At 42.1% G+C, this 14,163-nt stretch carries 12 protein-coding genes; all 12 read left to right on the plus strand.

Annotated elements, in window-relative coordinates; translation table 11 throughout:
• The first annotated feature begins 95 nt into the window (after positions 1 to 95).
• Entirely contained in the window at positions 96 to 557 is a 462-nt protein-coding gene (locus ACFO6W_RS03055; RefSeq protein WP_379993859.1) for a hypothetical protein, read from the plus strand.
• On the plus strand, positions 538 to 891 hold the full coding sequence (locus ACFO6W_RS03060; RefSeq protein WP_379993860.1) for a hypothetical protein: 354 nt from the start codon (positions 538 to 540) through the stop codon (positions 889 to 891). The genes ACFO6W_RS03055 and ACFO6W_RS03060 overlap by 20 nt, the downstream gene beginning before the upstream one ends.
• On the plus strand, positions 888 to 2,126 hold the full coding sequence (locus ACFO6W_RS03065; protein WP_379993861.1) for a KilA-N domain-containing protein: 1,239 nt from the start codon (positions 888 to 890) through the stop codon (positions 2,124 to 2,126). Before ACFO6W_RS03060 ends, ACFO6W_RS03065 begins: the two co-directional genes overlap by 4 nt.
• Before the next feature lie 15 nt (positions 2,127 to 2,141).
• Positions 2,142 to 2,600, plus strand: coding sequence for a hypothetical protein (locus ACFO6W_RS03070; RefSeq protein WP_379993862.1), 459 nt, complete (start codon positions 2,142 to 2,144; stop codon positions 2,598 to 2,600).
• 87 nt (positions 2,601 to 2,687) lie between these two features.
• Positions 2,688 to 2,876: a hypothetical protein gene (locus ACFO6W_RS03075; RefSeq protein WP_379993864.1), complete on the plus strand. Its 189-nt coding sequence runs from the start codon at positions 2,688 to 2,690 to the stop codon at positions 2,874 to 2,876.
• 80 nt (positions 2,877 to 2,956) lie between these two features.
• The gene (locus ACFO6W_RS03080; RefSeq protein ID WP_379993865.1) at positions 2,957 to 3,508 is read left to right on the plus strand and encodes a hypothetical protein; all 552 of its coding nucleotides are present in this window, start codon (positions 2,957 to 2,959) and stop codon (positions 3,506 to 3,508) included.
• Between the two features lie 1,055 nt (positions 3,509 to 4,563).
• Complete coding sequence (locus tag ACFO6W_RS03085; RefSeq protein ID WP_379993866.1) at positions 4,564 to 5,169, plus strand: RNA polymerase sigma factor; 606 nt, start codon at positions 4,564 to 4,566, stop codon at positions 5,167 to 5,169.
• Between the two features lie 430 nt (positions 5,170 to 5,599).
• Entirely contained in the window at positions 5,600 to 6,631 is a 1,032-nt protein-coding gene (locus tag ACFO6W_RS03090; protein WP_379993867.1) for a FecR family protein, read from the plus strand.
• 189 nt (positions 6,632 to 6,820) lie between these two features.
• Complete coding sequence (locus ACFO6W_RS03095) at positions 6,821 to 10,222, plus strand: SusC/RagA family TonB-linked outer membrane protein (RefSeq protein ID WP_379993868.1); 3,402 nt, start codon at positions 6,821 to 6,823, stop codon at positions 10,220 to 10,222.
• Between the two features lie 12 nt (positions 10,223 to 10,234).
• Positions 10,235 to 11,749 (plus strand): RagB/SusD family nutrient uptake outer membrane protein, encoded by a 1,515-nt coding sequence (locus tag ACFO6W_RS03100; protein ID WP_379993869.1) that lies wholly within the window; start codon positions 10,235 to 10,237, stop codon positions 11,747 to 11,749.
• 9 nt (positions 11,750 to 11,758) lie between these two features.
• Positions 11,759 to 12,583: a DUF4843 domain-containing protein gene (locus tag ACFO6W_RS03105; RefSeq protein ID WP_379993870.1), complete on the plus strand. Its 825-nt coding sequence runs from the start codon at positions 11,759 to 11,761 to the stop codon at positions 12,581 to 12,583.
• Positions 12,584 to 12,618: 35 nt separating this feature from the next.
• The gene (locus tag ACFO6W_RS03110) at positions 12,619 to 14,103 is read left to right on the plus strand and encodes a PKD-like family lipoprotein (RefSeq protein WP_379993871.1); all 1,485 of its coding nucleotides are present in this window, start codon (positions 12,619 to 12,621) and stop codon (positions 14,101 to 14,103) included.
• Positions 14,104 to 14,163 lie beyond the last annotated feature (60 nt).

Here is a 14,163-nt window from a genome sequence, read left to right on the forward strand (position 1 = left end):
AGAAATACCACATTAAAAATACCTTATTTCTTATTTTTATTACAAGTATTTTTATATACTTTTACCGCGAATTTTAACAAAAGCATATATCAAAAATGAAGTTAAAAAAGATGCCCCCCGGCCTGACTGTCAGGTACAGGGAATTCCCCGGTATATTATTCGGGGAATCGGATGGCAGGATCTATTTCGATGCCACCCTTTATATCCAAAAGAAAGAAGAAGCTGTAAACGTTTCCAATGTGGATATTATATCCGGTTTTGAATGCCACTTTGACTGGTGGATAAAAAACCTGTCGGAAACCTGTTCCATTCCTTTGGAAGATATGATCGCCGAAGACGCGGACACCGGGCACCTGTTGCTGGAAGAGTCTCTGGACCTGCTCTTTATCGCTTACCTGGAGCCCATATTCTCGGTCTATATGCTGGAGCGGATTTCGGAAATGCTGATCAATGGCGTAAGCCTGTCGGATACGGCCCTGGTCATGTCGGTCAAGGACCGGTTCGAGAAAGGAGACTTAATCAAATTCTACGAAGGGGATGAGGAAAAGCAAGTTTAAGGAACCCAAGAACGTACTGATCTTCAACGGGGCGAAGGTGCTGATAGGCATCACCAGGTCCCTCCACGCGGCCTCTTTGCTGACCGGGGGGAACCTGCAGGCCATATCCTTCTGCTGCCTGGGGAAATACATATCGACCGGAGGCTTTTATTACCGGCATATCCATCCCGACATAGAGATAGACCTGAGCGACCTGGACTCCCTGGGCCTGGAAGAATACGATAAAATGTGCGGACAGGAAAGGCGCTACCATACTGTCCGGGAAATGGCAAAAAAAAGGTACGCGCTGGAAGATAACCGGAAGAAAACAAATAAGGAAGGAGGCAAGATATGAAACCTGTAAACGAAACGATACCTTTTAAGGGAACAAGGATACATGTCATTTATGACGGTAGTAAAGCCGTGAAGTGGATAAGCCTGCATGACCTGTGCAGGATACTGTGCAGGCAGGAGATGATCGGGAACGGGCAGGCTGCCGGAATATGCAGGTCAGCTGCAAAATTCCCGGTATATAAAAACGGGAAGCTCTTCCCGTTTATTAAAATCTATGATATATATACGCTTACAAGGAGTATAGAAAAAGAAAATAAACAAATAGCGCGGATTTGCCGGGAGCTGGAGGAATGGGCGGGCAAACTGCCTGTAAACAGGGACCTTGATTCCGAACCAAAACCCAAACAGGAACCGGAGCCTAAGCCCGAACCGGAACCTGTCCCTTCCCCCGGAATAAGGGAAACGGCAACTGTCATACATGCTGCCGTTAATAAAGCGCCGGAGCAAAACAATACCCCTGTCATTTTCAGCTATCACGACCAGCCCATATCCTTCCAGGCTCCCAACGGCGTTATCTATGTCAACGCGACGGAGATGGCACGCAGCCAGGATAAGAACCCGAGGGAATGGCTGTTGCTGGCGGAAACGCAGCGGTTCCGCCAGTCGCTGGTCGACAACGGCATATCCCATAGCCTGGAAAGCCAGATCACAACCAAAAGGGGGAGCGTGGGGGCCACATGGATACAGGACAGCCTGGCCTTTAAGTTCGCCGAATGGCTCTCCCCCGACCTGTCCGTCTGGATGAACGAGCGGATAAAAGACTTGCTGAAGCAGGGATATGTCACGCTCGGACAAAGCAATATCAGATTTGAGACGGCTTACGGGGCACAGAGGCAGCTCCCTTCGAACTTCAGGGAAGCCTGCCGGATGCTGATCGAGCAGGAAGAGGTGATCGAGGCCAAGACCAGGCAGATCGAAACGGACAGGCCGAAAGTGCAGTTCTACCAAAAGATGGTCGGAGACAGGGAGTCTTTCAAGACATCCTTTATCGCCGAGGAACTGCAAATATCGACCATTGAACTGCACAGGTTCCTGATAGAGGAAAGGATATGCAAGTTCGAAAAAAGGCAGTATGTGGCATACCCTTCCCATGCCGCGCTCCAGTGCGACCATCCCTATTACTGGACAAACAAGAAGGGTAAGGCGTATGTATGCTCCGTAGGCAAGCGGTGGACAAAGGCGGGACGGGAATTTATACTTGACTTATACCGGGAAAAGGATCCGGGGAATAAATAAAAACACGACACACAAATGGATAATTCATTGCTTAAGATAGCGGGTAATACGGGCAGGAGGCCTGTCGAATGCGATTGCCCGGAATGCAGGGCCCAATGCAGGGTTCCCTGCCTGGGAACGCCGGATGATATATTGAAACTGATCCGGGCCGGGCATGCCGGTAAACTGAAGCTTACTTTCTGGTGCGTGGGCATGGCCCTGGGAAAATACCCCTGCCCGGTGCCGATGGTGCAGGCCGTAAAAACAGGAGCCGGCTGCGTATTCCTTAGCAACGGGCTGTGCGAACTGCATGATTCGGGTCTGAAACCCACCGAAGGAAAGCTCTCCCACCATGAACTGAGGCTGGATAATTTCATATTTGAGTTATCGCTTGCCTGGAATGTCGCCAAAGAGTGGATCGATAAGGATAATTTCCCAAAAGTGATAAAGGCTTTTGCCTTGATCGAACTTTATCAAAAGGGGATTATCGAGTAATAATCCTTCCTCCGGCTTTGGTCACAAACCTTTTGGACGCCCTGGTTCTATTATTAAGCAGTATCAATTAATCCAAAAGGTAAAAAAATGGAACTGAAGCAAAGGATGACATTCGATGAAATGTCAAGGCACATGAAAGAGCATTCGTTTAAGCTTCCCGGTAAAGTAACGGTAGGCAAATACGCCAGGGAGCTGGGGTATAAACCGTATAAGCCGATGGTAAAGGGGAAAATACATTTCTTCTATGTAAATGAGCGTGTCCCTGCAAAGGACTGACCAGGCCCGGTTATTATTTTCTGATGGGGAGACGCTTGTTCTCCCCTTTTTTTATCATTACAACTAAACAATAAAACAATATGGCGGCTTTTATAAAATACCATACATGCCTTTCTTATCTATTTTCCCCGGCGGAGTCCCGCTTTGTGTTGCATATGCTGGAAATAGAGTTTTTGAAGGGCAGGGGGTTCCATACAGACTGGAGCAGGGAAGAGTATATGAAAAGGATGGGGCTTAAGGAATACAGCTTCGATAAGTCCGTTAAACGGTTGATGAAGCTGGGATTATTGGCTAAGAAGAATAATCAATTGGGGAACAGGGTGTTTTATTCATTCAACGTTGACCGGTATGAAAAACTGGTTATGCTTTTGTCCAATATCGGGGATATTGACGGCCTGATCCGTTTCTGTGATATATATTTCAATACGGCGTCGCCCCGGTTGCCTGAAAGTATTACACGGGACGAAATACAACCTTTTGCAGGAGAACCCGGTCTGAAAATAAAAAAGTCCGGAAAACAACTTTGTGGAGAAACTGATCCGGAGCACGATCCTTCATTTGAAAAACTGAAGCCTTTATGTTCGGAAATCATAAAAATCGCACGGCAAATGGAAGAAATTACAGGATTTTAGCCAGTACCCCTGAAATCAGGCGAAGCTTTCATTTTTCAACTGGGAAGTTGGTATGAAAACCGGAAAACACTACCCCGAAATAAAGGATCTATAATAGATATAGTAGATAATATAGATAAAAAGTAGATTATTCTTTTCTTTATGTAAAGAAAAGAATCAAAAGAAACATACTTATAGTACGCCTGCGGCGTTTTTAAATAAAAAAGAATCCAGGTTTTCCGGTAGGGTGGATTGAATAATAAAGATTCGACAGGCAGGTATATTTTAAGCAAAATCGGCTTCCATACATGGCTATTTTATATGTTATCCATTTAAAATACTTAATATTCTGTGTTTTTTACACAAATATGTTCTGTATTTTTATCCTTAATTTGATTTCTGGAACAAGTTACAGGACTGATATAGGTAACTTCCGTGAGTTTAGTAGTGGCCTATATGTCATTTTAATATACTGTTGGAAGCCAAATGATAGGTAAATACAATATATCTGGATTTTATCTATATATTTGTAAAGTATATTAATAATTTGACAATGGAGTTGAACTGAATAAAAGTTGTACTTGTAGAGAAGAAAAAACAGAAAAATGACTTGCTGAAATACAGGGGAACATGAGTTGGCATTATCTTCGGCTCCAGTTCCGAATTGAGGGCTCTCGTCGAGGTATTTGCAAGTGTGGATGCCGGTGAAAAGTTTGTGAAGGATTTTTTAGCGGCATGGAACAAAGTGATGAATATCGACCGGTTTGATCTGGTTTGATCCGACAGAATAGTTTTTTTTTGCAGAAACACTGAAGATATGCGGTTCGGAGGAATATATGTTACCTGGATTTATATCGGTGCGATATATATTTGTCCGGCCGCTTTCTTTTTACTACAAATAGAAACCGTTCTTTGTGCCAGTTTTCACTCCGTTTACACGCCGAATAGATATTTGAACAAAAAGAATAAATATCTTTCCGTGAAAAACTTTGGTTGTTCTTTTGAAAATTTAGATATGTAACTTTCTTGTTTTTCAAATATTTAGTATTTTTATTAATGAAAGTTTAGCGAAAAAAATGAAAGATAAAAAACGCAATACAGACCATCCTGATATATTTTTGAATAAAAAAGATTCTGATGAAGAAACTTTCACTTCGCTCTTTTATGATTATAAAGATAAAATATATGGATTTTTTTTAGAGCTGACCCGGTCTCCGGTAAAAGCAGAAGATATGGTTCAGGAAATTTTCATGAAAATATGGCAAAAACGCGAAAAACTTATACGAGTTAGAAATATAAACGCTTATATCTATCATATCGCTCAAAATTATGCTATTGACCAACTCAGGAAAAAGAGCAATGATACCCTATTTTCTTTAGATGATTATAAAGGGAAAGAGGATACGGATACTTCAACTCAAACACCTCTCGAATCTTTAATAAACAAAGAACTGGGTAATGCCATCGCAGAAGCTATTGGGAAATTACCCTCCCAGCAAAGGAAAGTGTTTAACTTCCATTGTATAGATGGTTTTTCCCATGCTGAAATTGCGGGCAAAATGAACATCTCCGTTTCTACTGTCCAAAACCACATGAGACAGGCGCTCATCAATATACGCGTGTATGTATCGGATAATTATCCGATTTTGTTATTATGTGTCTATTTATATTTTGATTTATAGCCATAACAACATAATAACCTGACCGCAACAACCTTAAACCTTTACATTTTCACTTCCGTTTTTAATCAATGCATTTTTCTCATACCGATATTATTAACAATATTTATTTTTTCCATTTACTTTACAAAACGACAAAAAATCCTATTTAAGACAGCATTTATAAGCAATTTTATCTATATCCATGTCGTTATGATTCGTTAACAAAGCATTCAATATCAAAATTTCAAAAAAAATAACGACCGACTAGGTGTTTTTTTATATTTATTCGTCTTATATATTAAAATGTGGTAATTTTTATCAAAAGAATCCCATATAGCGATTAGGACTATATATCCACATTACAATATAAAAAGCTGTATATAAGCTATCTGTCACAAAAGTGTTATTTTCTATTGAAGAAGCATATTGTCATTAATTAACAATATATTGAATGATGAAAAAAAATATATTCAAAGATTTATTACGTAGTTACCTCAATGGGACGTATAGCAATGAAGATAAAGTTAAACTGGCCGATATGATCCGTTTCTTTACAGACAACCAACTGAGAAAAATCCTGTGGAATGTCTGGAACGAGTACGAGCCGACAGAACAACTGTCGGACAAACGGTCTAAAGAAATTTTGTCATCTATCCTTACTTCCGAACCGAAAGTTTCTACGATTATCCTACCTAAACGAAAAAGACTGTGGTTCCGTATAGCTTCTGCAGCTGTCCTGCTGATTATTTTAGCCGGATTAGGCAATTATATACTAAACCGGGATACACCTCCACAAGAGAATACTATTGTTTTGAAAGTCATGCATACGCCAATGGATGAACCGGTTTCATATGTCCGGAATATTATGTTGCCGGACGGTTCGCAAATCGTCTTGCAAGCCAACAGTACAGTTGAACTGGCTCCCGGTTTTGGAGCAGAAAGAAGAGAAATACGATTGGTGGGAGAGGCCTTTTTCGACATTAAATACAATGCAGGAAAACCTTTTATCATATATAGCGGAGAATTGAAAACAACCGTATTGGGCACATCTTTCAACATCAAGGCATGGCCTGACGATGACCGTATCCGGGTAACTGTAACACGGGGAAAAGTCAGGGTGGAAAATACAAAACAAGTGTTAGCTAATCTATCGTTAAACGAAGAAATAGAATACGATAAAACAAAATTGGCGGGAAAAAAATTTATAGTCGACGAACAAGGGACAAAAGACGCTGTGGATTGGACAAAACAAGAGATGGAATTCAATGGGATGAGTATAAAGGATATTGCTGTCGTATTGAGTAAACGATACAATGTAGACATAGAAATCCGGGGCAGTAAGCTGACCAATACATTAATCGTAGCCTCATTCAGGGGGACGGAATCTTTGGAAAGCATATTGGATATCCTGTGCGTCATCAATTCGGCGACAAACTACGTCATTGAAGACAATAAAGTAACTATATATCAAATAGAACAATAAAAGTAAAAACATCGAGATAAATCATAAAAAAACAGTAGCTATACTATGATACATATGAATTCATCTTAAATTCCGGTAATATAGGAATAACAACAAAAACCCTCCGATGATGGGGATTATACGAAGGGTTTTAGGATTACAACAAATTACTATTAGTTAATATTTTTCATTATAACCAATCACAAAGATATGAAAAGAAAACGACATTATATTCTTTGCATTGTGACGTTCATGCTATTGGTGTTATGCGGCTTTAATGCGTCTGCACAATCGTTGCAAACGAAAATAGTGCTTGAACTGAAAAACCAACCGCTGAAAGACGGTTTGGATCAGGTCGGGAAATTGTCAGGTTTCAGGATGAATTATTCACTGACCCTTATTTCCACATACAAGAACATTACCTTGCCAAAGTCAGAACGTACCGTTGATAATACATTGAAGGCATTACTGACAAACACGAACCTGACCTATAGTGTAAGCAGCGATAAGATTTTGATTATCGCCAAGCCGGAAACCAGGGAGGACACAAAAACAGTTCAGCCTGAGTCCCGGCAAGATCCGGAAACAAACAATGTTGTAATTACAGGTGTCATTACAGACATGGATAATAATCCGTTGCCAAGCGTATCCGTTCAGGTGAAGAACACAGGTCTGGCTGTACTTTCTAATGCTAACGGAGAATATTCCATTACAATACCCCAAGGCACAGAAAGTAATCCGGTATTGATTTTCTCCTTTATCGGAATGAAACCGCAAGAAGTAAGGTATACAGGCAAAAACCTGAACATCGTATTGGAAGATACGGTAAATGTATTGGAGGATGTTATTATAACAGGGATTTCGACAAAAAAGAAAAACAGTTATACCGGGGCAGTAAGTGTAATTACCAATGAAGAGCTGCAATTGTTTCGCGGACGAAATATTTTTACAACATTGAGCAACATCGACCCATCTTTTAATGTGATCGAAAACAATGTTTGGGGCGCTGACCCAAACCGTTTACCGGAAATACAAATCCGAGGAACAGGAAACCTTCCCTCAATCAATCAGTTACAGGAACAAACCTCCACTGCGCTTAATACGCCTCTGATTATATTAAACGGCTTTGAAACCAACTTACAGCGTATGATGGACCTCAACGACCAGGAGATTTCATCCATATCCATATTGAAAGACGGCGCAGCTACGGCATTATACGGTTCGCGGGGGGCAAACGGCATCATCGTTATTACGACCAAAGAACCGGAGATAGGAAAGCTGAGATTATCGTTAAGGAGCGAAATGTCCCTGAATTTACCCGATTTAAGCAGCTATCATTTACTGAATTCCCGCGATAAATTGAAACTTGAGGAGATGTCGGGTTATTATGAAAATGCACTGAGAACACCGGCTCAAAACATTGCTCTTCAGCAGTATTACAACGAAGTATTGGCAGAAGTAGCCAAAGGGGTCAATACCGATTGGCTGGCCAAACCCTTGCATAACAGTATTGACCAGAACCACTACCTGAAATTAGAAGGTGGCGATCGTTCTTTTCAATACGCAATTAAAGCACAATATAACGACCGGCAAGGTGTTATGAGAGAATCAGGAAGAAAAGTATTTAACGGGGGTATTGATTTGACCTATAAGCATCAGCGCCTGACTTTCCGAAACTCCCTGATGATCGGACATACAAACCAGGAGGAATCCCCCTATGGGTCATTCTCCCAGTATGCAGAATTAAACCCGTATTGGAAACCGTATGATAAACAAGGGCATCTGGTTCGCTTTTTTACTCCATACAGTGACGTCTACTGGGGGCAAACAGGCAATCCCCGTTATAACGGCGCATGGCCTAACCCGATGTACAATGCTACATTGAACACCTACGATAAGTCGGATTATACTGATATTACCAATAATTTTGCCATCGAATGGAAACCGTTGAGCGAATTATTCTTCAGGGGATCTATTGCCATCGGAAGCAATACAAGTAATCATGATGTTTTTAAACCGGCCGACCATTCCGATTTTGCCGGATATACTGATGAGGACCTGTTTAGAAAAGGAAGCTATTCATATTCCAATGGAAAAAACTTCAATTATCAGGTAAATTTCTCCGTCAACTTTTCCAGGGTTTACGCAGAGAAACATTCGCTTTACGCGATGGCAAATGTAGATGTAACTCAAAACCGGGGCCGGAGTTATAGTTTCCTTGCGGAAGGGTTCCCCGATGAATCGATAGACTTTTTGGGAATGGCTCTCCAGTACCAGAAAGACGGGAGTCCCGGCGGGTCAGAATCTACTACCCGCAGAATCGGTGTATTGGGAAATGCGAATTACATTTACGACAATCGTTACATGCTTGATTTTTCCTACCGTATGGATGGAGCTTCCCAATACGGAACCAACCGCCGTTTTGCACCGTTCTGGTCTGTTGGAGCAGGATGGAACCTCCACAACGAAGCCATTATCCGTGACAATTTGAAGTTTGTGAACCGCCTGAAAATACGTGGTTCTATCGGGACAACCGGCTCACAGGACTTTGCCGCTTATATGGCGCTGGCCACATACAGGTACTATACCGACCGTCGCTACAATATATGGACAGGAGCTTACCAGGTTGCCTTAGGCAATAAGGATTTGCAGTGGCAGGTACGAAAAAAATACAACCTTGGGCTGGAAACGGATATATTTAATAGCCGTCTGAGGCTGGAAGCTGATATCTATAAAGAAAAAACATCGAACCTGTTATCCGATCTGGAATTGCCATATTCCAACGGATTCAGTACTTACACCGAAAATGTGGGCAATCTGGAGAGCCGCGGTTTTGAATTATCCGCTACTGTTTTTCTGATACAGGATCTGAAACGTGGGATGTCGTGGTCCGTGAGAGGCATGGTTGCCCATGATAAGGACAAGATCGTGAAATTATCGGAAGCGATGAAGGCCGCTAATGAAAAGTTGGCTTTGCTTGGAGGTTCCAGCCCGAACAAGATACTTCGCGAAGGAGATTCGCCAAGTACCATTTATGTGGTACAATCTTTGGGTATAGACCCGAGTACGGGACGGGAACTGTATCTGACTAAAGAAGGTGAAGTGACTTATACATGGAATGCGCGCGACAGGATTGCCGTAGGAAACAGCCGGCCTAAATACAGGGGAAGTTTCAGTTCAATGTTCCGTTATAAAGACTTTACACTGAATGTTTCATTTGGCTACCAGTGGGGAGGCCAGTTATACAACCAGACATTACGGGATAAGGTGGAGGTTACCAACAAACTGATGAACGTGGACGAAAGGGTATTTACCGACCGGTGGAAACAGCCGGGCGACGAGGTTTTCTTCAGGGGTATAAACGATTATGACTATACCATGTCTGAGGCCACCTCCCGCTTTGTTCAGAATGAAAATACGTTGATTTGCCAGAACGCAACCCTTATGTATGAGATACGCGCAAAAAAATGGCTGGATATGCTGGGCGTACAAAATATGCAAGTGTCCGCCAGTACAGGCGAGTTATTCTATATATCTTCTGTTAAGCGGGAACGCGGCACGAATTATCCGTTTACCCGTCAATTGATAATGTCTCTATCCTTAATGTTCTAAACAATAAAACGTATGAAAAAATATATAGTTGTAATAATATGGCTGCTTGGCGGCCTGTTGTACACGGGATGCAACGATTGGCTGGACGTAACGCCGGTAGATCAAAATCCGAAAAATAAATTATTTACAACCCAGAAAGGTTTCCGGAGCGCGCTTACCGGTGCATATATCCGTCTGAACGAAGAACGTGTGTATGGAGGTGCGCTGATATGGAATGATGTCGAATATATGGCTTGTAATTGGTATAATACTTCGACAAACAATACCATACTGGCAGAATTATTAAATTGTAATTATAACAATGGTAATGTCAGGAGCAGGATGGACGGCATCTATGAAAATCTCTATAAGGTAATAGCCGATGTGAATAGTATCCTGGAGGAAATTGATGCGCAACAGGCAGTTTTCTCCGATGGCAATTACGAAATGATAAAAGGCGAAGCTCTTGCAATAAGGGCGTTCTGCCATTTCGATGTTCTACGCCTGTTTGGACCAATGCCGATGAACGTAGGTGAAGACGGGTTGCTGCCTTACGTAAAAACCGTTACCAAAGAGGTACACCCGGCGCTTACTTATAAGGATTATACGCAAGCTATCATAAGCGATTTGAACGAAGCGGAAATATTGCTGAAAAAAGTCGACCCGATCCTTACTTTTTCTATCGCCGATATGGCAATGAATGACCTGGATAAAGGTGATTTTACAACGGAGGATGATTATATCGCCGTTCGCCAGATACGGATGAATTACTATGCTGTACTGGCGACCAAAGCCCGCGTATATACGTGGTTATCCGCACAGGATGGATCCATGAAAGCCAATGGCGCCAGGTATGCGCAAATGGTAATCGACGCCAAGGATCATAACGGAACACCGACTTTCCGCCTGGGAACAGATGCTGACCGCGTAGCACAGGATTATACAATGTCGCCCGAACACATTATGGCATTGAGTGTCTATGACCTGGCGAACAAAGCCAACAACCTTTTTGGCGAAACCGGTTCGCTTGCCCGTTACGACTTCTCGGTACAAGATGGTTTTTATTATCTGAATAATTTGTTTCCGGTAGCTGAACGGGTATCCGATATCCGCTGGAACGGGATGTGGAGCTATAAAACTCTTTCAGGTAAAACAAGCGAAGTGATGTATAAGAAATACATTCAAAACGCAAACGAATATGTGCGGATTCTCCAGGTTCCTTTGCTGAGGTTAAGTGAAATGTATCTGATTCTTACCGAATGCGCCGAAACCAAAGCTGCTGCCGAAACATCTTATAAATACTATTGCGGACAGAAAGGGATTCCTTTTACCGCATTTTCCGATTTGGATTGGGAAACAGACCGGCGCAACAAGATGGTCAGGGAATATTGCCGCGAGTTTTACGCGGAAGGGCAATCGTTCTTTACTTATAAACGCTACAATGTAACTACCCTGCCGTCTGGCTGGACTTATACATATTTTTCGGGCAGCGCAGCAAAATATATTGTTCCCAAACCATTGCGTGAAATAGAATATCACAATAAATAACCTACTATTATGAAGAAACTTATATATATACCGGTCATCATTTTGCTGATAGCCACTGGATGCTCGGAAGCAGAGTACCTGTCGTATGCCGGGGATGACCGTGTGCAGATGGGTGACACCGTGACAACGAATTTCACGTTTGTGTACGAGCTGTCCTCCGTAACCGTTGATACCGTATACATCCGGGTGAATACTATCGGGAATGTGGCAAACCACGACCGCGAAGTAAAATTGATACAGGTACCGGAATACAGTATCACATATGAGAGAGACCCCGTAACAGGAGATATAACAGATACCATCGAAACCGAATTACCGAACAAGGCTGTTCCGGGTCAACACTATGTGGACTTTTCCGATGCTTCCCTAAAAAAAATATACGTAATAAAAGCCAATGAAGTAACGGCGTTGATTCCGGTCGTCCTGCTTCGCGACGCCAGCCTGAAGGATACCAGTTTCCGGCTGCGGGTACAATTGGACGAATCGGCCGAATTCGGATTAGGCGAGTTGAAAGCCCGTGCCAAAACAATCATATTCTCCGACCGGTTAGAACGTTTCTATTCGTGGCGGGTAGACAATTACCAAGCCGCGGCTTATGGTACATTGGGTAATTACAGTACCGTCAAGCACCAGTTTATGATAAATGTAACCGGCGAAGTGATCGATGAAGCCTGGTGGCAGGAGGTCAGCGCTGTCCAGGCTCAGGCTCATTACAGGAATCTACTCAAAGAAGCTCTGAATAAGTATAACAATGACCCTGTTAATATAGCAAACGGTACAGCGCCATTGCGTGAAACAAGCAATCCCGGCAGCGCCCTGGTTACGTTTCCTTAATGAAGTTTAAAGATGAATTCAGATTAATTACAGATATGAAAAAAACATATAACTTATTACTAATAATTGCCTTGTTTCCTATCATGTTACACTCGTGTTTTGAAGACAGGAGCGATGATGGAACGGACGATCTTTTACCGGTTTTAGTTTCCGGTCTGGATAATCAATACGAAGTATACTCCTATCGGGACATATTGAGGATCGACCCGACAGTGCAAAACGAGAATCGCTACGAATTTTGCTGGCTGGTTTATTCCACCAAATACAATCCGAACGAACCGGCATTACCGAAGGCAGATACCCTGTCTTTTACAAAGAATTTGGATTATGAAGTATTTCTTGAACCGGGGCAATACATTCTTATATTTAATGTCCAGGATAAAGAAACAAAGGTAACCACTAAAATTACATCCGATTTATTTGTTTCCACACTGAATATGAAGGGCTGGTATCTTCTTACTACAGAGAATAATAAAACAGATTTCGATTTTATATACAGCGGGGGCCGGATTGACAAGTGGATAAAGTCATACAACGGGGAAAGCCTTGACGGTAATGCCATAAAAGCGATTTTTTCGCCGCAGATGAAACCCACGCCTACATCTTCCAATACATATAATACGTTTTTTGTCATCTCCGATAAAGATGCAGGTATTTACCGGATAGACAACGGATTAAAAGAAATGGGATATAATGATATGTTTTTTACGGCGCCTGACAATAAAAAGCCGGAAACCATATTGCAACCGACTTCTACGATGTATTCCATTCTTATTAATGACGGTAAAATGTATATTTTAAATAAAGGGGGACGTTTCGCACATCCTCCGGTCTCTACGTATAAGTTATCGCCGGTTGCGGCTGTGGGTGCAATGCCCCTCCTGTTTGACGAAAATTCAAAGTCGATAGTTTTAGTCGACGGCGTTAATTTCCAGGCCATGCGTTCCCTAGGATCCGATTTGACTAATATGAATGCCGATATAGTCTGGATAGCCTCGTATATTAATGTTCGAAGCCAGGCTATAGCCTTGCTGCTTGTCAGGAAAGCCGATGGTTCGGGTACTGTATTCAAGTTTAATGTGCTTTTCCAATACTTGTACGCTTATGGTAGTGGCACGCCCATTATTGAAAGTACAAAAGATTTCAGTCCATCACATGGCCTTATGAACGCCGATAAAATAGCAGGCAACTGTGAATATGACTATATTTATTATGCTAAAAACAATAATATATACCAGACCGATATAAATTCAGCTCCTGAAAAACTGTTGTTTACACTACCTGCGGGGGAGACAATTACCTGTATGCAGCATGTAAGGTTTCCTGATTCGTCTGCTGCATCGACAATTAACTATTTTGTCATAGCAACTACTGCCAATGGAAAATACAAGGTAAGATTTTATGACATCAGCACCATTGGCGAACTGGCTCCGTCATCATCTATGTCTGATATCGAGGGAAATGGAAGTGTTACATGTGTCAATTACTTAGAACAAGGAAACGGTTCCAGGATATATTAAAAACAAGCGCCCAAAGTGCATGTTAAAAATGTTCTTGTTGTTGGGATATACTCCATATTC

Origin of the sequence: Dysgonomonas termitidis, assembly GCF_042654545.1 — a bacterium.
GTDB classification, from domain to species: Bacteria; Bacteroidota; Bacteroidia; order Bacteroidales; family Dysgonomonadaceae; genus Dysgonomonas; species Dysgonomonas termitidis.

Coding starts and splice junctions, on each gene's coding strand:
- ACFO6W_RS03090 (WP_379993867.1), top strand. CDS start 5,600: ATGATGAAAAAAAATATATTCAAAGATTTATTACGTAGTTACCTCAAT.
- ACFO6W_RS03105 (WP_379993870.1), top strand. CDS start 11,759: ATGAAGAAACTTATATATATACCGGTCATCATTTTGCTGATAGCCACT.
- ACFO6W_RS03095 (WP_379993868.1), top strand. CDS start 6,821: ATGAAAAGAAAACGACATTATATTCTTTGCATTGTGACGTTCATGCTA.
- ACFO6W_RS03085 (WP_379993866.1), top strand. CDS start 4,564: ATGAAAGATAAAAAACGCAATACAGACCATCCTGATATATTTTTGAAT.
- ACFO6W_RS03055 (WP_379993859.1), top strand. CDS start 96: ATGAAGTTAAAAAAGATGCCCCCCGGCCTGACTGTCAGGTACAGGGAA.
- ACFO6W_RS03100 (WP_379993869.1), top strand. CDS start 10,235: ATGAAAAAATATATAGTTGTAATAATATGGCTGCTTGGCGGCCTGTTG.
- ACFO6W_RS03110 (WP_379993871.1), top strand. CDS start 12,619: ATGAAAAAAACATATAACTTATTACTAATAATTGCCTTGTTTCCTATC.
- ACFO6W_RS03070 (WP_379993862.1), top strand. CDS start 2,142: ATGGATAATTCATTGCTTAAGATAGCGGGTAATACGGGCAGGAGGCCT.
- ACFO6W_RS03065 (WP_379993861.1), top strand. CDS start 888: ATGAAACCTGTAAACGAAACGATACCTTTTAAGGGAACAAGGATACAT.
- ACFO6W_RS03075 (WP_379993864.1), top strand. CDS start 2,688: ATGGAACTGAAGCAAAGGATGACATTCGATGAAATGTCAAGGCACATG.
- ACFO6W_RS03080 (WP_379993865.1), top strand. CDS start 2,957: ATGGCGGCTTTTATAAAATACCATACATGCCTTTCTTATCTATTTTCC.
- ACFO6W_RS03060 (WP_379993860.1), top strand. CDS start 538: ATGAGGAAAAGCAAGTTTAAGGAACCCAAGAACGTACTGATCTTCAAC.